Below are 18,804 nucleotides of genomic sequence, written 5' to 3' on the forward strand. Positions count from 1 at the left end.
GCTGGGGAGTTGCGGTGTCGTTGCCAGCAAGTGAAGCATATTTCCTACATGGAATGCCCCCAATAGACAACGACATCATTCCCAAGGCAGAGGACCATCTCGCTCCGCTGAATAAATTTCGAGTACCCTCTCTCCGATTGATGGAGTAGCGGCTTCGGGCACGCCTGTCGTAGTTAGCGTGTAACGATCAAGCAATGGCGTTTGATGCGACAGCTTCACAGCATTGAGACGCGTCTTGAATGCTTCGCCATTAGGATGACCGCAAGCTATGAGTCTTCCTACTCGCCCCATCGCACGGTTGTAGACGGGCTCAAGATCGAGCCAACGACTACCGGCCTCGCTCATTAGCTCAAGCTCCCGCACTGCTGAGCGTATACGCTTACGCTCCGACTTAGTCAGCCCTGGCTTGGAGTTAAACACACTCAACCCGGTCACCGTAACCGGCTGGAAGGTTGCGTCATCAGTTTTTATGCCCTGACCACGAACACGCATATGAAGCTTCGCACGCTTCTGCCGACATCCTTTGGAAGCTAGCATCCCAGTGATGGTTGAAACGATGTCGGATAGCTCGTTCGATGACGGCTCATGGCGACAAGAAACAGTGATGTCGTCAGCAAATCGGGAGTACTGAAAGCCGCGTCCCATGAGGTCTTTTACTATCTTGGGCTCCACGTCCCAGAACAACAAATTGGCAATGTAGCCGCTGGTGCTAGCGCCTTGCGGAGTACTACCCTCACGGGTGCATATAGACGACAGCAAGGTTGCTACAGCCCTGCCGAATCCGAACAGCTGACGAAATAAGGCATCAACCTGCTGTATCGATATAGACGGGTAGAAGTCCTGGATGTCCTGAAGAACGAGGTACTTTGATCCTGCATGCACAGCGGCATTACTATGAATGCTTCTCGGAGACTGATGATCCTTAATCCCACCATGGAGGTAGGCAGGGAAAATCGCTTTTGACAACAATCTGTCTACGAGTTTACGTTGCACCCTCTTGAGAGGTTCGTGGGCATCGTAGGTGTCTCGCGTCTCGCGCGGCTTACCTGGCTTAACTTTCTTCTCTTGGGGCACATGGCGGTACATTCGATCAGCTCTGGCGGCAAGCCTTTCAAGCAGTTGCTCGCTCTCGCCAAGCGCTAGGGCCAATGCCTTTACACTATGAATTGGCCTGAAGGGGTACGTAGGAGCGTCCATATTCCAAACCCTGAAATGAAGAAGGGCCGATACGTAGATCGGCCCTTCAGAATTCGAATGATGTGATTTGTTGCGTCATGAGATCAACCCAATGAGCTTGTCCATAGCATCACAGACATACTCCCAGTACTCAAGCTTGTTTTCCCAGAGATCCAGAAGTGCTTGGCGAATCACAAGCTCCTTCACTACGTCACGAAGGCGCTTTATACGATTGCCTTTCCCCCTTTCCTTCTTTGATTCCTTGCCATCGACTGTAACGCGGGTGTCTTGGTTATCGTGCTTTTGCAGCTTAGTCCGAGGACCAGCCGCCTTCTTCAATCGCAACATGGTTGTAGCTCCTTGACCGGCGAAATTGCCGCCGCCAAAGCATTCCGGGCCGAATGGAACTACCAAGACACCACTACAAACCACAGTTCTGCTTGTCGATATTGATTTATCAAGATCGATAAGCCGCCGCCGCCACGTATTGCTCCACGTCACCTCACATTGCAGCCGTCAACGAATAGCGAAGCATAAAGCCAACGCTAATTGCATCTGCTGGCGAATAGCGAAGCACCCAGCCAACGCTTAAGGCCGCAATACCGCTCAGTGCGAACGATAGGCGAAACCTTAGGACAGCAGGACTTCACGTCAGCGCACAGCTACGGCGCGAGGAACGGGTCGTTGCGGAGAGGTAGCTTTGACGAACATCAAAGCTGGCTGGTTTCCCAACCACCAACTGCAAGCCCAAAGAATTAACCATGTTTAAAGAGCACCTGGACGGTACGCCCAGCAAGTCTTCTTATACACCCCATCGGGGCTCATGGCAACAAAAATTGTGTCTTTTTGCCATTACCGATTACGCCTTTCAGAACGGTCGGTTTAGGCGCATGGGGCGAAAAATTTCGCTAACGAGAAATTTACGGTGGTATATGAATACGGAAGCTTCGAGACTATGAAGTTCCAATCTTCCTCATGACCTCTAGATTAGCGGCATAGATTTCCATTGTCGTCCTCGTGGCTTGAACCTGCTCAAGTGCCTGTGCGAAGGTCTTTGCTTCAGCTCCAGCAAGAACGCTCACAAGTCCCGGTATTGCCATGGTCTGGTTGTAACGGGGACCATCAATATCATTGAACAACTCTCCAGCCTCTCTAAGTAAATCGAAAGTTGCAAGCTGGATGGCCTCCTCTGCGGAGGCCATTAGGGATGCAACCTGGGATGTAATGAAGTCATAAATCAGAGCTCCGTACTTGGTCGCCTCTTCAGTAGACGGAATGTACCCCTTATGAACGACGCTATTGCGGAATGCCTTCCAATCCTTAGTACTCCCTGTCGCTCCGGCGGGCTTCATCTTCTCAGGGTTCGGTGATACTGCTACTCCGTAATGGAGGAGGTGAAGCATCAAGTAGGCACCATATTGCCGCTCAGATGAGTTTGCCAAATCCTGCCAAGTCAGTTTTAGTGCATCCTTCGCTATCGTATTCTTCTGGGCGACTACTCTAATAAAGAACTCTAGAAACCTCTCCTGCGAGGAAGCGAATCGAGTAATTGCCTCCCCTGGATAGCCATCCAACAGCGCCCGAGCACCAAGCTCAAATAAGACCTCAAACTTGTGCTGCTGTGTAACAGATACCGTCTTATGACCTCTGGGGCACTCTGTTAGATAAGCCCCTCGGTCGCTCACCTCTTGCCACGTAGTATGGGCATTTAGTGGATGGCCGTCTTCATGGAAACACCCTGCACAAGTGATCAAGACTTTCATGGTTGCCGCTCCTTGTAATGAGTCCCCATCTTGCTCGCGAGATGGGTAACTAATCAACAACCGCAACCAAGCGGCTAACGGACCTTGGAGCATGAATGTCCACCACCAGCAGCCGCTATCACAGCATCCTGAACCATGAGAAACGGATCAGCGCCATCGACTACGCCAAGTTGAACCGATAGCTCGATACTCGGCACACCGTGACGATATCATTGATCAGGGATTCCAAAACGCCATCATGCGATGTAGCATCGAGAGACTATCAACCCAAGGAAAGGTGTAATGGCGCACGAAGTAAAAATCAATCTGCAGTCTAAGCTGGTGCAGCATCAGGACGTGGAGATTGAGGTGAAGAAAGATGGCGGGAAACTAGGAACAATTCTCATCAGCAAGGGAAACATCGAATGGGTGCCGTCGGGTAATCACGTCAACAAGCACCATTTAAGCTGGGCTCAGTTCGCAGGACTCATGGAAGAACACGGTAAAATTCGCAAGATCAAGTGACTAGCGCCACTGGATGCCCCGGCAATACGGTTGGGGCACCGTCTTGCAAAGATAGCCCCACTTGCTCGGCGGCAGGACCCGTTACCTCTCGCTGATGCTGTCTGCACCATCTTCTTCGTTTGGCTCGGACTCCTTCAACCACGAATAGAAGCGAACACTACCAGCTACAGCTGCTGCCGCTACAGCCACACCACCGATGATGGGGGCCGCTGTGACAATCAGCGGTGCACTGGTGATTCCCAAGGCTACCGAGATGGCTGACAGACCGGTTGGGGCTGCTGCTGATGCTGCAACTCCCACTACCGTAGAGGCAGCACTCGTAAGACCAGCCACTGCAACTGTCGATTTAGCTAGACGATCATGCCTGAACTTGCGTTTGATTTTGTCCCTGACACCCATTTTCACCTCCTAGTACTCCAAGCTACTAATTTAGCCATGGATCTAGGGAGTTGCCAGGTACTGCTTGTTAGAAACGGTATGCTGAGTTAAAGCACTACTTAGCAAGGCTTGACCTCTTGGTTAGCTGAGGCTCCGCACCGCATCTGCAAGGGCCGAAGACTTGACCCATGTAGTGAGCGCTTCGTCACTGAAGGTGACCAACGCTGCGTACGATGTAATGCCAGCAGCTACAGCAGTTTGTCCACACACTCGCGAGCAAAGCTGATAGCCGCTTGCTCAGTAGAGCTGATTGCCCAAAGCATGCCCATGTCGGCTTGAGCATGGGTTTTGGACACGGATCAGTTTATCAATTAAACGAGGCATATGAACGAACAAAGCCCCCCGCTCGGCCTTCTCAGGACATCCACTTAACTGATACATTTCCCGTTCAACCCCTTGGGAAAGGGCCTTGATTTACGTGGTTTGCAGACGATGTATCCAGCTTTTTCTGTACATCGACTATCCAGCCGACAACAACAAGATGACATGGCAGGACATGCTTGCCTGGCTGCGCCAGAAACGCTGGCAGAGCCTGGGCTTTGGCGGGATCACCTACCTGGCGCTGATGGTACCTTTCGTCAATATCCTGATGATGCCCGCCGCCGTGGCGGGTGCGACGCTGTTCTGGGTACGCGAGCGAAAGTAATAACTGTGCATGGGTCGGGAAATGAGGTTTCGGTGTTTTCTAGGGGCCTGGCCGCAATGAAGCGGTCAGTCGCACCCAAGGAACATGACCATGACCTATCAGAAAGATGATCGTGACTACGTTGACCTCGCTGACGTGCCCGAACACCTGCAGGGCCTTCACATCCTGCAGCACAAGTCGCGCTGGAGGCTTGCCGAGGCATTGCAGGGAAAGGGCGTGCATACCTCGCCAGACGACCTGTTCATCAATAGTGTCAACGACCCGGATGAAGGCTTGGTGATCCACCATGCCTCGCTGGTCGAAGCGGTGACCGACGCGGTGCAGAACTCGGACCTGCCGGTCTACCCGGAGAGCCATTGCGGCGTTTTCACCGTGCGGGCGTCCTTCGCGAAGGAACATCGTGCGGATGAGGGGGACATGGACCTCCAGGGCTTTGTGCACATCGTCGGCGACGTCTACCAGCAGCTTGCGTGACACCTCCCTTCGCGTGTCCGGCGGACGCGCGAAGGGACCTTACTGGTTGAGCTGGCTGGAGAACTGGCCCACGGCGTTGACCACTTTTCTCGCCCCCTCCTGAATTTCGTGGATGACCATGCCGGTCTCGCCGGCCAGGCTCAGGCCCTGCTCGGCCTGGCGCTTGCTGTTATCGATGATGTCCACCGCAGCCTGGGCAAGCTGCTCATTCTGCTGCACCACCCGGGCGATTTCCTCGGTAGCGATGCTGGTACGCGATGCAAGTTGGCGCACTTCATCGGCCACCACGGCGAAGCCGCGGCCCTGCTCGCCTGCCCGGGCCGCCTCGATGGCCGCATTGAGGGCCAGCAGGTTGGTCTGGCCGGCAATGTCGCTGATGGTCTTGATGATCGCACCGATGACACGCGACTGCTTGTCCAGCGCCTCTATCCCTTCGGCCGCTTCGCGCATGAAGCCTTCCAGCTCGCGCATGACATCCACGGTCTGAGTCACGACCGCAGTGGCCTTGCGCGCGCCGGCATCGGTTTCAAGGGAGGTGGTGTAGGCGATGTCGGCCGCCTTGGCCACAGCTGCCTCCTGATCGACCTGGTCGGTGATCACGGTGGCAAACTTGACCACCTTGTGGAGCCGGTCGTGTGCATCGATGATCGGGTTATACGAGGCCTCGAGCCACACCTCTCGGCCGTGAGCGTCGATGCGCTTGAAGCGGTCGGCGACGAATTCGCCTCGACGAAGCTTTTCCCAGAACGCTTCATAGGCCGCGCTGTTGATTTCCTCGGACGTGCAGAATAGCCGGTGATGCTTGCCGCGTACCTGCTCAAGCCGGTAGCCCATGGTCTGCAGGAAGCGGTCGTTGGCGGTCAGCACTTCGCCTTCGAGGTTGAATTCGATCACGGCGGTTGAACGCATCAAGGCGTTGATCAGGCTTTCGTGTTCGCGTGAGGTCTCGATGGTTCGGGTCAGGTCACTGGAATGCAGGGTGAAGTACTTGAGCACGCCATCGGCGCAGCGGACCGGCTGCAGGATGGAGCGCAACCAGGCTTCCTGGCCGTTGCCTCGCAACAGTCGAAACGCGCCGATGAAGTGCTGGCCACGCGTGATTGCATCTCTCATGCGCCGGTGGAAGTCCATGCTCTTCACCTGGGCCGGGACGATTTCCTCGATATTGCGTCCAAGCAATTCCTCGGCCCGGTAAAGCATCTCTTTCTCGAAATTGGTGTTGACCTTCTCGATCCGTCTCTGCGGATCAAGCTGCATCACCAGCATCGCCTTGTCCAGGCTGTCATTGACCTGCTTGACGCATGTCAACGCTTCGCGTAGTCGCTGGACTTCTTTCTTCAGTTTGCTGTTGAACATGACCGCCCCTATTCGAATAAGTCTTCATCGGCTGAGGGTGGCTGCTTCTTGAGTAATTTACCGGGAAAGCATTCCTCCCTTCGTCGCCCGCCACACAGCGTTGATCACGAGTCAGTCATATTGACGTCACATCAACGCAACCCAGTCGGCCCAGACTTGCTTTCATGAGCACACCCTCCCTGCGCGTTACCCTGGTCAGCGAAACCTTTCCACCCGAAATAAACGGCGTGGCCAACACCCTTGGCCGGCTCGGCGAAGGCCTGCGCCTGAGGGGTCACCAGGTTGAGCTGGTGCGCCCACGACAGGCCGGCGACAGCCTTGTCAGCGAAAGCGCGGCGCTGCTGTTGTGCCGCGGCTGGGGATTGCCCGGCTATCCAGGGTTGCAATGGGGCCAGGTATCGATGCACAAGCTGCTCCGCCGCTGGCGCCGGCAGCGCCCCGATGTGGTGTACATCGCCACCGAGGGACCACTAGGCCTGAACGCCCTGCGCGCAGCGAGACGCCTGGGGATCGCGGTGGTGAGCGGATACCACACCAATTTCCCGCAGTATTCGGGACTATATGGCCTGGGTTTGCTCGCCAGGTGGCTGACTCACTACCTGCGCTGGTTCCATCGGCGTACGGCAGTCACCCTGGTGCCGAGCCACACCCAGCGCCTGGAGCTGGAACGGCGTGGCTTCGAGCGCCTGAGCGTGATGGCGCGGGGTGTCGACGCCAGTCTTTTCAACCCGGCGCGGCGCTGCCAGTCCCTGCGCGACAGCTGGGGACTGGGGCCTGAGGACATCGCCGTGCTGCATGTCGGCCGCCTGGCCGCGGAAAAAAACCTCGGCCTGCTGCGCCCCTGCCTGGAGGCCCTGGAACAGAAGTATCCACAACGGCGTATCCGCTTGATCGTAGTGGGCGACGGGCCACAACGGGCTTTCCTCGAACAGCAATTGCCAGGAGCGGTGTTCCGTGGCTTCCAGAGCGGCGACGCCCTGGCTGCGCACTATGCCAGCGGCGACCTGTTCCTGTTCCCCAGCCTTACCGAGACTTTTGGCAACGTAGTGCTCGAAGCCCAGGCTTCAGGCCTTGGCGTGGTCGCCTACGACGAGGCCGCCGCAGGCCAGCATATCCGTCACGGGCACAGCGGAGCGCTGGCCATGCCCGGTGACCAGGCCGCATTCATAGATGCCGCCAGCTGGCTGCTGGAAGAGGAGGAAACCCTGCGCCGGGTGCGGCTCAACGCCAGACAGCACGCCAGCCGCCAGGGCTGGCAGGCGATCATCGAGCAGTTCGAGGGGCACTTGCAAACTGCGTCCAGGCAGGCGGTCAACGCAACGCTTTCTCTATCGCCTGCACCACGCTCGGATCATCCGGCGCGGTCCGCGGGGCGAATCGGGCCAACACCCGACCATCCTTGCCTACCAGAAACTTCTCGAAATTCCAGGTAATGTCACCTGGAAACTCCGCGCCCTCTCCCGCCAGTAACCGATAGAGGGAATGGCGCTGCGGCCCGTTGACCTCAAGCTTGCCTGCCAGCGGGAAACTGACCCCATAATTGAGGCTGCAGAAATTCTGGATATCCTTCTCGCTGCCTGGTTCCTGTCCCGCAAACTGGTTGCACGGCAGGCCCAGCACGTTGAAGCCCTTTTCCTTGTAGTTCTGGTAGAGGTTTTCGAGCGCCTTGTATTGCGGCGTGAGCCCGCACTTGGAAGCGACGTTGACCACCAGCACCACCTTGCCCTTGAACGGTGCCAGAGGTAGCTCCTGACCGTCCAGCGCCTGTAACTTCAGGTCGTGAAATGCACTCATGATGAACTCCCCATACAGGTTCCCCAAATGCCGCTGCAGGCAAATCCCGCCCACTAAAAAGGCGCCCGTTCAAGCCGTCTGCCCTCTTTGCAGGGGAAGCCGGCTTGCTCGCGCGCCTGGCGACGTTCTGAGCTTAGCGCAGAAAATCAGTGGTGATGGCCACCTTCACCATGGATGTGACGGTGAGCGATTTCTTCTTCGCTGGCGTCACGCACTTCGACGACCTTGACCTTGAAGTTCAGGCGCTGGCCGGCCAGTGGGTGGTTGCCGTCGACAGTGACGTCGTCGCCGTCGAGGTCACGGATGGTGACGATCTGCATCTGGCCATCCGGTGCCGAAGCGTGGAACTGCATGCCGACCTCGAGCTGGTCGACGCCCTCGAACATGCTGCGGTTCAGGGTGCTGACCAGCTCGGCCAGGTATTCGCCGTAGGCGTCTTCCGGCTCGATGGCGACTTCCAGCTCGTCACCGGCCTGCTTGCCTACCAGGGCTTTTTCCAGGCCTGGGATGATGTTGCCGGCACCGTGCAGGTACACCAGCGGCGCACCACCGGAGGAGCTGTCGATGACCTCCCCGGCGTCGTTGGTCAGGGTATAGTCGATGGAGACAGCCTTGTTGGCGGCGATCAGCATGGGGCGAGACCTTTTGCAGAAGAATGTAGAACGAACAAGTGTAACCAAGGCATCGTCCGATTGCGAACGCAAGCCAGACAATGCCGCACCCGTCAGTCGGGTGCTGGGCTTCCACCAGGACGAGGACGGCCATTGGGTGGTCGAGTTGTCGTGCGGGCATACGCAGCACCTTCGCCATCAGCCGCCATGGCAGGCCCGGCCCTGGGTGCTCGATGCCGAACAACGGCGTCAGCGCATTGGCCAGGTATTCCCCTGCGGCTGGTGCGCCCGCGATCCGATAGCGATACGCTAGGATCTTTTGCACCGCTTATCTCGAGAAGCACGCATGCAGACATTTTTCATCGCGCCAACCGACTTCGGAGTCGGCCTGACGTCGATCAGCCTCGGCCTGGTCCGCACACTTGAGCGCGCCGGCCTCAAGGTGGGCTTTTTCAAGCCGATCGCACAGCCGCATCCCGGGGACACCGGCCCTGAACGTTCCAGCGAACTGATCGCACGCACCCACGGCATCCAGCCACCCACCCCGCTGAGGCTGGCCCATGTAGAGCGCATGCTCGGCGAAGGTCAGCTCGATGAGCTGCTCGAGGAGATCATCACCCTCTACCACCAGGCCTGCATCGGCAAGGACGTGGTGGTGGTCGAGGGCATGGTGCCGACCCGCCATGCCAGCTACGCGGCGCGGGTCAACCTGCACCTGGCCAAGAGCCTGGACGCCGAGGTGATCCTGGTCTCGGCGCCCGAAAACGAGGTGCTCAGCGAGCTTTCCGGACGGGTCGAGCTGCAGGCCCAGATGTTCGGTGGACCTCGCGATCCGAAAGTGCTTGGCGTGATCCTCAACAAGGTGCGTACCCACGAAAGCATGGCCGAATTCGCCGCACGGCTGCGCGAGCATTCGCCCCTGCTGCGCGGCAACGACTTCCGCTTGCTAGGCTGCATCCCCTTCCAATCAGAGCTCAACGCCCCGCGTACCCGCGATGTGGCCGACCTGCTGGGCGCCCAGGTACTCAATGCCGGCGACTTCGAGCAGCGGCGCATGAACACCATCATCATCTGCGCCCGTACCGTGGCCAACACGGTCCCCCTGCTCAAGCCCGGCACGCTGGTGGTGACCCCAGGCGATCGCGACGACATCATCCTCGCTGTGAGCCTGGCCGCGATCAACGGAGTTCCCCTGGCTGGACTGCTGCTGACCAGCGACAGCAAGCCTGACCCGCGCATCCTCGAGTTATGCCGGGGTGCGCTGCAGGCCGGCTTGCCGATTCTCTCGGTGAGCACTGGCTCATACGATACCGCTACCCAGTTGAACCAGCTCAATCGGGAAATCCCGGTAGACGACCGCGAGCGCGCCGAATTCATCACTGACTTTGTCGCCAGCCACCTCGATGCCGATTGGCTGCACCGGCGCTGTGGCACCCCGCGCGAGCTGCGCCTGTCGCCAGCGGTATTCCGCTATCAACTGATTCAGCGTGCCCAGCAAGCCAACAAGCGCATTGTCCTGCCTGAAGGCGCCGAGCCGATGACCGTGCAGGCAGCCGCTATCTGCCAGGCGCGCGGTATTGCCCGCTGCGTGCTGCTGGCCAAGCCCGAGGAAGTGCAGGCCGTGGCCAGCGCCCAGGGCATCAGCCTGCCCCCGGACCTTGAGATCCTCGACCCGGACCTGATTCGCGGGCGCTATGTCGAGCCCATGGTCAGCCTGCGCAAGAGCAAGAGCCTGAATGCGCCCATGGCGGAACAGCAGCTCGAAGACCCGGTGGTGATCGGCACCATGATGCTGGCGCTCGATGAGGTCGACGGCCTGGTCTCGGGCCTTGTGCATTCGACCGCCAACACCATCCGCCCAGCCTTGCAGCTGATCAAGACGGCCCCGGGCTGCAGCCTGGTGTCATCGGTGTTCTTCATGCTGTTTCCCGAGCAGGTGCTGGTCTACGGCGACTGCGTGATGAACCCGCACCCGAGCGCCGCCGACCTTGCCGAGATCGCCCGTCAGAGCGCCGATTCCGCCGAAGCCTTCGGTATCGCGCCGCGGGTGGCGATGATCAGCTATTCGAGCGATTCGGCGTCCAACGGAGAGGAAGTCGAGAAGGTCCGCGAAGCGACCCTGCTCGCGCAGGAGGCCGTGCGCAGCCTGCAGATCGACGGCCCGCTGCAGTACGACGCCGCGGCCAACCCCGAGATTGCCAGGCAGCTCGCGCCCAACAGCCCGGTGGCCGGGCGCGCCACGGTCTTCGTGTTCCCCGACCTGAACACCGGCAATACCACTCACAAGGCCGTGCAGCGCAGCGCTGATTGCGTAAGCCTCGGCCCGATGCTGCAAGGCCTGCGCAAACCGGTCAACGACCTGCCACGCGGGGCCCAGGTCGACGACATCGTCTACACCATCGCCCTCACCGCGATCCAGGCCAACCGCTAAACGACAACGGGGCAAGCCATCGCTGGCCTGCCCCGTCTTCAGACTTGCAGCGTGTCGCTTACTGGTACTGCTGGCCTGGAATCGGCTTCAGGTTGACCTCGACGCGGCGGTTCTGTGCACGGCCGTTGGCATCGGCATTGCTGGCAACCGGCTGGTCAGGACCCAGTCCGCGTACCGAAACCCTCGAAGCATCGACGCCCTGGGAGGTCAGGTAGGTACTGACCGCCTGCGCACGGCGCTGCGACAGGTCCATGTTGTGCTGGCGGCTGCCGGTGCTGTCGGTGAAGCCCACCACCTCGATGGTGTTCTGGTTGAACTGCTTGAAGGAGCCCGCCAGGTTGTTCAACGGCGAGTAGAAGCTCGAGGCAATGTTGGCCGAATCGGTGGCGAAGGTGATGTTGCCCGGCATGATCAGCTTGATCTGATCGCCTTCACGCTGCACTTCGACGCCCGTGTTGGCCATGCTCTCGCGCAGCGCGGCTTCCTGGCGGTCGGCGTAGTAGCCATAACCCGCAGCGGCCGCGCCGACGGCAGCGGCGCCGATCAGCGCACCCTTGCCGCGGTTGTTGTGATCGATCGCGGCGCCGGCGACGGCACCGGCCAAGGCACCCAGGCCGCCATACTTGGCGGTCTTGCTGATGCCGGTAGAGCCTTGCGCCTGGCCTTGGTTATCGTAGGGGTTATTACTGGCGCAACCGGACATCACGGCGGCGGCGGTAGCGACGAGAATCAGACGACGCATGGTGAACATTGGCAAGCTCCTGGCTGAAAGCGGATCTAATACGGATCTGTGTCAGCCTTGGAGGGTAAAAGCGGGGAAAAATTCCCTTGAACCTGTCGGTAGAGACCAGACTTCGGCTCAGGGCAGGTACAACCTGAACAACCCCCCACCCAACGCGCCGCCGTTGACAATCTCGATCCGCCCCTTGACGCCATTGCGCTCGTGCAGCCCTGCGATGCGGGCAGCGAAGTACAACCCCAGCCCGGTGCTGCCGCTGCGGTAATCAATGCCTTGGACGTAGTCCTGCTGGCGGTCCAGCATGACCTGTGGATAACCTGGGCCGTCGTCATTGATGCTGATGATCAGTTGCTCGCCCAGCTCTTCGATGCCGATCAGCACAGTGTGCCCGGCGTGGCGGATGGCGTTGTCGAGCATGTTGGAGACGACGGAGGCGACCAGCTCGCGGTCGAAGAAACCCAGCGGGTTGGGCGTGGCGATGCGCCACGTGGCAAGCAGGTCGCGGTGCTTCAGCACTTCCTGGTGCGCGGCGAGCTGGGCTTCGATGAAGTCGTCGAGCTCGTGGTAATCGGGGCACATGGGCAACTGATTGACGCCGAGCTTGTACAGCCCGAGCAACTGCACGAGCATGCCGTTGAGGTGGGTGAACTCGTGTTCGATCACCCCTTGCTCGTTGCCCTCGCGCATCGCTTCGGGCAGGCGCGCCAGCCACTGGCCGTGGGCCTGGGTCAGGGCGGCGAGGGAGTTTTTCATGTCGTGCACGGTAGAGGCGATGACCGTGGAGAAATCCAGCCCCTGGTTATCTTGGTTCATGCGCCAAAAGCCCGGATATGCAGTTTGCGGAATCGCTCGAAGCGGCTGTCACTGGCGGGTATGCCGGCAACGCTGGACAGGCACTGGCGGCACTCTTGCAGCAGTGCGGCCGAGGCGCCATCGGCGGCCATGCGCAGCAGCGCCTGAGCGGTATTGAGGGCGATACTGATGTTCCTGGGTTGCAGTACCAGGGCGCGGCGGAACATTTCCAGCGCCTCGCCGAGCTGGCCGCCCTGGTAGCTGCGCACGCCTTGGCGGTTGAGGTCGAGCGCCTCGGTGACAGCGCCCAGTATGGCGGGGTCGTCGGTCAGCTTGGCAACGTTTTGCATGACCTTGGGATCGTCGCCGTAGGTCTCGACGCACCCTTTGAGGATCGACGTCCCCGCCGACTCCTGCCCCAATTGCTGCAGCTGCCTGGCCACGGTCAAGGCGGCATCGACCGAGAAGAACTGGTCCATCTTGTCGATACGCTGAATGGCTTGCTCGGTGAGCTTGGCGGCGGTATCAGGGTCGCCGCCCTGCTTCAGGCTCGCGGCCTTCATCAGCCGCGCACGTACTTGCAGGCCCTGGTCCTCGCCATTGTTCTTGGCAACCTCGCCGAGCACCGTGTTGATCTCGACCCGGGTGCGGGCATCGAGACCATTGCCGTTGTTCTTGTTCATCAGTGCCTGGACCAGGCCCAGGTTGCTCTCGGGGTCCTTGTAGCGTGAACTCTGGCCTTGGCTGACCGCATGCCGGAAGGCCTTCGAAGCGCCTTCGAAATCCTCGTTGTCGAGCGCCAGCTTGCCTAGCGCTGCCTGACGCCGGACGGCCAGGGGCGAGAGGCGCACGGCCTCCTCGAGCATGGCCTGCGCGCGTTTGGGATCGCCTTGGGCAACCAGGGCCTCGGCCATGCCGTCATACAGGCCAGGCATGATCGGGAACGCCTTGAGCGCTTGCTCGAATACGCCCTGCGCCTGCTCGTACTGTCCCCGCTTGTGCTTCAGGTTGCCCAGCGCGGCGTAGGCCCAGGGCGTGGCGCGGCTGGCGAGGATGCTGGTGAGAAACTTTTCCAGCTCGTCGACCCTGCCGAGATCTCGCAGGGCATCGGCCCGGTAGCGCAAGCACAGTGGCGCAAAGCGCGGATCCTGCTTGCACAACTCGGCGCAGGCGGCCAGCACTTCGGCGGGACGCCCCCGGTCCAGGGCCTGGAGAATCGGCTTGAGCAGGGTCTTGCGCTGTACCAGTTTTTCCAGGCGCTGGGCCAGGCCCATGCGGTTGAAGGGCTTCGTCAGGTAGGCATCCGGCTCGTGCTCCAACGCGCTGAGCACGATGGCCTGGCTGGTCTCGGCGGTGACCATGACGAACACGCACTCGTGGCTGATCAGCTTGTCGAGGATCAGGTCCTCGAGCACTTGCTGGCCGTTTTTCTTGCCATCGCCCAGGTGGAAGTCCTGGAGAATGAAGTCATAGCGCTTCTGCGCGCACAGGCGCAGGGCCTGCTCGCCGCTGTCGGCAGTGTCCACGTCACGCACCCCGAGCTCACGCAGCATGGAGCGGGTCGCGGTGCGAAAGTCGGAATAGTCATCGACGATCAGAAAACTTTTTTGCCCGTACTGCAGCATCAACATGACCTGCCATGAATAAATTGGGTAAGTGGCGCGCGCACGCCGGCACACGCTGGGCAGGTTATCGGCCGGGCGCTGGCAAAGATGAGTACCTGCAGTTTTTAAAAAAGGCCTAGGCCAGCAGACCCAACGCCTTTGCCCGCGCGACGGCCTGGGTTCGCCGCTCGACGCCGAGCTTGCTGTTGATATGACTGGCGTGGGTCTTGACGGTATGCAGGGAAATGAACAACCGCTCGCTGATCTGCTGGTTGGAGCAGCCTTGGGCGATCAGTTCAAGCACGGCCATTTCGCGGCTGCTCAGGCTCTCGCCGGTTCCCCCAGCAGGAGGCGGCCGCACGTGGGGCAACAGCGCCAGCAGGCTGGCCTGGAGCGGGCCTGCCGTATGCCCGCCCAACTGCTCGCGCAGCCACTGCGGCTGCTCCTCGATCAACCGCTGGAACGGTTGCAACGCGCCGCCCCGCCCCGCTTCCAGGGCCAGCGTCAGCAAGCCGCGCGCCTGTACCTCGCGGTCATTGGCCAGCAGCATGCCGATCCACTGGCAAAGCGCGCTGACACTGAGCATCAACCCACCACCCGCCTGGCCGCGTTCGACCAGCGCCTGCAGGCGCCGGCCCGACTCGGCCAAATGGCCCTGGGTACGCTCGAGCAAGGCTTGCTGCAGTTCGATGTGCAAGGGAAGCAAGGGATGGAATTCGGGCGCGGCCGCGGCCTGGTCGCCACCGTAGGTCTGCCCAAGGCGCAGCAGCCAGGATTCGGCGAGGTCAGTTCGGCCCTGGGCCAGCCAGAGCTCGCATTTCACCAGCGTGATCATCGCGAGGTAGAAGATCGGCGGTACATCCCAGATGTGCATCAGCCGCTCTGCCTCGGCCAGCTCGGCGAAAGCGTCGGCAAAGCGCCCCTCCCTCCCTTCGAGGGAGGCGATCACGCAGTGCCCGATCAGCACGCTGATATCGCGGCAGGCTCTCGCTTCGCTCAGGCCGGCGCGCAGGCGGCTGCGTCCCTGGTCAGGCTGCAGGCGCGTGGCGAGCAGAAACCCCTCGTACAAGGTCAGCCGCGCCCGGACCGCGTACAGACGCTGCGCCGACAGCCCTTGCAAGCGCTGCAGGCCCTGGCGCACTTCATCCAGCGCGCGCAATACCTCGCCCCGGGCGTGCAGTACGCGGGCGCGGTCATAGTGCGCCATGGCTTCGAAAAGCGGATTGTCGACCCGCTGCGCAAGTTCCAGCGCCTCCCGGTTCCAGCCCCGCGCGCGCCAGAAATCGCCATCGGCAATCGCCAGGTTGGACAAGGTCGAAAGGCATACCAGACGCTGTCCATAACGTTTGAAGGGCAAGCTCTCCAGCGCTTCACCGCAGCAGGCCAGGGTGCGCTCGCGTTCGCCCCGTCCCCGGGCGATCACGCCGCTGAGCGCCAGCCACTGGGCCAGCATGGATTTCTGCGCGGTGGCCGACGGCGCCGGCAGAAAGCGGCTCAGGTGGCTGGCCAGTTCTTCGGCGGCGTCGAGCTGGCAGGCGAGTCCCAGCGCCCAGCTGTACAGCACGATCAGCCGCGGCGTGCTGACCAGCAGGCTGTCGGGCAGGTCCATCTTCCAGCGCAGCAGCATGCCGACGTTCTGCTCGGCCAGCAGTTGCTCTTCGGACAGGCTCTGCACCAGGTCGGCCGCCACATCCAGATGCCCCGCACGCAACGCCTGCTCGACGGCTTCGTCAAGCAGGCCCTGGGCCTCGAACCAGCGGCAGGCACGCAGGTGCAGGCTGGCCAGCGACTGGCTGGCCTGGCGGCTGCGCAGCAAGTCGGAAAACAGGTGGTGATAGCGGAACCACTGGCCGTGCTCGTCCAGCGGCACCAGGAACACTTGGTGAGCCTGCAGGTACTGCAGGATCGCTGCGCTGTCGCAACCGCCCCGCAGCGCATCGCACAACTCGGCGCAGAAGCGCTCCTGGCAGGCGGTGTCATACAGGAAGCTGTGCACGTCGGGCGGCAGGATATCGATGACTTCTTCGAGCAGGTAGTCCCGGATCAGCCCCTCGCCGCCGTGAAGCGCCTGGGGCATCGCTGTGTCGACGCCCGACTCGCCGGCCGCCAGTTGCCAGAAGCGCAAACCGGCGACCCAGCCATCGCTGCGCTGGATCAGGTTGTCCAGCGCCTGGCCGCGCAGGCCGGTGGGCTGACGTCCGATCACCGCCAAAGACTCATCGGCCGTCAGGCGCAGGTCTTGTTCGTTGAGCTCGACAAGATGGCGTGACAGGCGCAACCGCGCCAGGTGCCAGTCCGGCCGCTGGCGGCTGGTGACCAGCAGCACCAGCCCCACCGGCAGGTGATTGATGAAAAACTGCAGGCAACGGTCGAGCACCGGGCCCTGGGCCAGGTGGTAATCGTCGAGCACCAGCAGCAAGGGGGCACTGGGTTGCAGGTAGAGCGCCAGCTCATCGAGCAGTCCGTCCAGCCATTCCTCGAACGCGAATGGCTGGTGTCGCTGGCGCATTTTCAGCAGCCCCATGGCCTGGCCACCCAGCGCCGGACAGTACTGTTGCAGGCCTTCGAGCAAGCGCTCGAGGAACCGTCCGGGGTCGCTGTCGCGCTGGCTCAACCCGAGCCACAGGCTGCGCCAATGCCCGGGCAGGCCTTGACTGAACTCGATGGCCAATGAGCTTTTGCCAAAACCGGCCGGCGCGTTGACCAGCAACAGGCGGCCTTCCACGCCCGCCTGCAAGCGCTGGCACAACCTCGGACGCGCAACGTGCCCCTCCGGCAGCGGCGGCCGATAGAAACGCCCGTCCAGCAGGCCGAGGGCCTGGCTGCTGAAACCTTGGACAGGGGACACTTCGGTCATGGCCGGCTCGTTCGGTTGGGAAAACTTCGGCGGTAGGGACCTGAGCGAGACTAGCGGGTTGAGCGGGGTATTTGAAGATGATTGCAGAGGTTTGGGAGGAAAAAGACTACGACAAAAAGCAACACGGCTGACTGAAAACCCGTAGGAATGCACATGGACGACACAGGATACCTGTGGCAATAGCCTGCCCCACAAAGGTCATGCGAACGCCCCGGACGGCCAGGGCGTTCGAAGTGTCGCTGGCCTAGCGCACACCCTCCTGGCGCAGCGCGGCAGGCTGGAAGTCTGCCTTGCTCGCGGTGAAGCCGAAATCGTAGGCGCGCTTCTCTTCGTTCTTCATGCCCAGCGCCAGATAACGGCCCGACTGCAGGTCGTAGATGGTCTCGAGCGTGTACCACGGCACCTGGGCGTTGTAGTAGTCCTGGGCATGCGCCTCGGACACGCGCCACAGTTGCCCCCGGCCGTCATACTGGTCGATTACCGCTGCTTGCCAGGTGTCTTCGTCGATATAGAAGTCACGCTTGGCATAGATATGCCGCTGGCCCGGCTTGAGCGTCGCGACCACATGCCATACACGGCGCAGCTCGTAACGGGCAAGGTCCTGGTTGATGTGCCCTGGCTTGAGGATGTCGGCGTATTTGAGGCTGGTCGAATCCAGCTTGTAGCTGTTGGTGGCGATGAACAGCTCTTTCTTGCCCTCGAGCTTCCAGTCGTAGCGGTCTGGCGCGCCGTTGTACATGTCCAGGTTGTCGGAAGTGCGCAAGCCGTCGGCCGCAGTACCCGGGCCGTCGTAGGAAACCTGTGGCGCCTGGCGGACACGGCGCTGGCCGGCGTTGTAGATCCAGGCCTTGCGGGGTTCCTTGACCTGGTCGAGGGTCTCGTGGACCAGCAGCACGGTGCCGGCCAGGCGCGCGGGCGCGTTGACCTTCTGCTTGAAGTAGAAGAGTACGTTCCCTGGGTTGTTGGGGTCGTAGTCCTTCACCTTGTCGCGAAACACGAACTGGTCCTGGAAATACACCAGGCTGTAGGAGCCATTGGGCTGCGGCGTGGCCTGGGTCACCAGACGGGTCACGCTTCCCCCGCGATAGCGGGTGATGTGGTTCCAGATCACCTCGAGGCCCGCCTTGGGAATCGGGAACGGCACGGCGGTCTTGAAGTTGTTCAGTCCGTTGCCACCTTCGACCAGGGTGGTCTTGGTCGCGTTTTCCTTGATGGCGGCGAACACATCGTCCGGCACGGTGGAGCCGCGGTGGGTCGGGTACACCGGGATCTTGAAGGTCTCGGGGTAGCGCTTGAACATCGCCAGCTGTCCGGGCGAGAGCTTGTCCTTGTACTGCTCGACGTTCTGCGCGGTGATGGTGAACCTGGGCTTCTCGTTGCCGTACGGATCGGACAGGAACCCCTTGGCGTCAGCGCTGCCAGCGGTCTTCGCCAACGGCTGCCACGCGCTGATCGAACCGTCGGCGTTGCCGGCTTTCTCGGCCCCCATCGGCGTCAGGGTAGACCCGAGCTTGGCCGCCTCGTCGGCGGAAACCGCAGCCATGACGCTGGTCGCCAGCAGGGACAGGCCCAGCACACCGGCCTTCAGCAGACTCTTGGTTGTATTCATTCTGGTGTCC

The 18,804-nt window shown here is 60.9% G+C and carries 14 protein-coding genes and 4 pseudogenes; 6 read left to right on the forward strand and 12 right to left on the reverse strand.

Annotated features, from left to right (window positions below):
* Positions 1–75: 75 nt before the first annotated feature.
* From AC0ZZU_RS18735 to AC0ZZU_RS18745, 3 genes are all read right to left on the reverse strand, one after another.
* Entirely contained in the window at positions 76–1,149 is a 1,074-nt protein-coding gene (locus AC0ZZU_RS18735) for a reverse transcriptase family protein (protein WP_476342683.1), read from the reverse strand.
* 123 nt (positions 1,150–1,272) lie between these two features.
* Positions 1,273–1,524, reverse strand: coding sequence for a hypothetical protein (locus AC0ZZU_RS18740; protein WP_476342685.1), 252 nt, complete (start codon positions 1,522–1,524; stop codon positions 1,273–1,275).
* 605 nt (positions 1,525–2,129) lie between these two features.
* Positions 2,130–2,939 carry a hypothetical protein gene (locus AC0ZZU_RS18745; RefSeq protein ID WP_476342686.1) on the reverse strand — a complete coding sequence of 270 codons (810 nt, stop codon included), beginning with the start codon at positions 2,937–2,939 and terminating at the stop codon, positions 2,130–2,132.
* A gap of 282 nt (positions 2,940–3,221) precedes the next feature.
* Between AC0ZZU_RS18745 and AC0ZZU_RS18750 the strand changes: the two genes are divergently transcribed.
* From AC0ZZU_RS18750 to AC0ZZU_RS18760, 3 genes and pseudogenes are all read left to right on the forward strand, one after another.
* Positions 3,222–3,443, forward strand: a complete 222-nt coding sequence (locus AC0ZZU_RS18750; RefSeq protein ID WP_196126699.1) for a hypothetical protein — start codon at positions 3,222–3,224, stop codon at positions 3,441–3,443.
* A gap of 889 nt (positions 3,444–4,332) precedes the next feature.
* Positions 4,333–4,527: pseudogene (locus AC0ZZU_RS18755) on the forward strand (EI24 domain-containing protein); the annotation flags it as partial.
* 90 nt (positions 4,528–4,617) lie between these two features.
* The gene (locus AC0ZZU_RS18760) at positions 4,618–5,001 is read left to right on the forward strand and encodes a hypothetical protein (RefSeq protein WP_476342688.1); all 384 of its coding nucleotides are present in this window, start codon (positions 4,618–4,620) and stop codon (positions 4,999–5,001) included.
* A gap of 39 nt (positions 5,002–5,040) precedes the next feature.
* On the opposite strand, the pseudogene AC0ZZU_RS18765 reads toward AC0ZZU_RS18760, so the two are convergent.
* Positions 5,041–5,421, reverse strand: a pseudogene (locus AC0ZZU_RS18765) (methyl-accepting chemotaxis protein); the annotation flags it as partial.
* Positions 5,422–5,580: 159 nt separating this feature from the next.
* Positions 5,581–6,357 (reverse strand): annotated as a pseudogene (locus tag AC0ZZU_RS18770) (PAS domain-containing protein); the annotation flags it as partial.
* A gap of 164 nt (positions 6,358–6,521) precedes the next feature.
* Between AC0ZZU_RS18770 and AC0ZZU_RS18775 the strand changes: the two are divergent.
* Positions 6,522–7,679, forward strand: a pseudogene (locus AC0ZZU_RS18775) (glycosyltransferase family 4 protein); the annotation flags it as partial.
* On the opposite strand, the gene AC0ZZU_RS18780 reads toward AC0ZZU_RS18775, so the two are convergent.
* Positions 7,669–8,151, reverse strand: a complete 483-nt coding sequence (locus AC0ZZU_RS18780; protein ID WP_476342690.1) for a glutathione peroxidase — start codon at positions 8,149–8,151, stop codon at positions 7,669–7,671. The pseudogene AC0ZZU_RS18775 and the gene AC0ZZU_RS18780 overlap by 11 nt on opposite strands.
* Positions 8,152–8,297: 146 nt before the next feature.
* Positions 8,298–8,783 (reverse strand): FKBP-type peptidyl-prolyl cis-trans isomerase, encoded by a 486-nt coding sequence (locus AC0ZZU_RS18785; RefSeq protein ID WP_158460394.1) that lies wholly within the window; start codon positions 8,781–8,783, stop codon positions 8,298–8,300.
* Here AC0ZZU_RS18785 and AC0ZZU_RS18790 point away from each other — a divergent pair.
* Together AC0ZZU_RS18790 and pta are read left to right on the forward strand one after the other, a co-directional pair.
* Positions 8,782–9,075, forward strand: coding sequence for a DUF3565 domain-containing protein (locus AC0ZZU_RS18790; RefSeq protein ID WP_476342691.1), 294 nt, complete (start codon positions 8,782–8,784; stop codon positions 9,073–9,075). The genes AC0ZZU_RS18785 and AC0ZZU_RS18790 overlap by 2 nt on opposite strands.
* A gap of 33 nt (positions 9,076–9,108) precedes the next feature.
* On the forward strand, positions 9,109–11,193 hold the full coding sequence (gene pta, locus AC0ZZU_RS18795) for a phosphate acetyltransferase (RefSeq protein ID WP_476342693.1): 2,085 nt from the start codon (positions 9,109–9,111) through the stop codon (positions 11,191–11,193).
* Positions 11,194–11,251: 58 nt separating this feature from the next.
* Here the strand turns inward: pta and AC0ZZU_RS18800 are convergent, their stop codons facing one another.
* From AC0ZZU_RS18800 to AC0ZZU_RS18820, 5 genes are all read right to left on the reverse strand, one after another.
* The gene (locus AC0ZZU_RS18800) at positions 11,252–11,944 is read right to left on the reverse strand and encodes a YiaD family glycine zipper/OmpA-like lipoprotein (RefSeq protein ID WP_476342694.1); all 693 of its coding nucleotides are present in this window, start codon (positions 11,942–11,944) and stop codon (positions 11,252–11,254) included.
* A gap of 108 nt (positions 11,945–12,052) precedes the next feature.
* On the reverse strand, positions 12,053–12,745 hold the full coding sequence (locus AC0ZZU_RS18805) for a sensor histidine kinase (RefSeq protein WP_476342696.1): 693 nt from the start codon (positions 12,743–12,745) through the stop codon (positions 12,053–12,055).
* Positions 12,742–14,349: a response regulator gene (locus AC0ZZU_RS18810; RefSeq protein WP_476342840.1), complete on the reverse strand. Its 1,608-nt coding sequence runs from the start codon at positions 14,347–14,349 to the stop codon at positions 12,742–12,744. The genes AC0ZZU_RS18805 and AC0ZZU_RS18810 overlap by 4 nt, the downstream gene beginning before the upstream one ends.
* 115 nt (positions 14,350–14,464) lie before the next feature.
* A complete protein-coding gene (locus tag AC0ZZU_RS18815; RefSeq protein ID WP_476342697.1) occupies positions 14,465–17,185 on the reverse strand; it encodes a winged helix-turn-helix domain-containing protein in 2,721 nt (906 codons plus the stop codon).
* A gap of 244 nt (positions 17,186–17,429) precedes the next feature.
* Positions 17,430–18,794: a DUF1329 domain-containing protein gene (locus tag AC0ZZU_RS18820; RefSeq protein ID WP_476342698.1), complete on the reverse strand. Its 1,365-nt coding sequence runs from the start codon at positions 18,792–18,794 to the stop codon at positions 17,430–17,432.
* Positions 18,795–18,804 lie beyond the last annotated feature (10 nt).

This window comes from Pseudomonas sp. JE3303 (assembly GCF_056312565.1).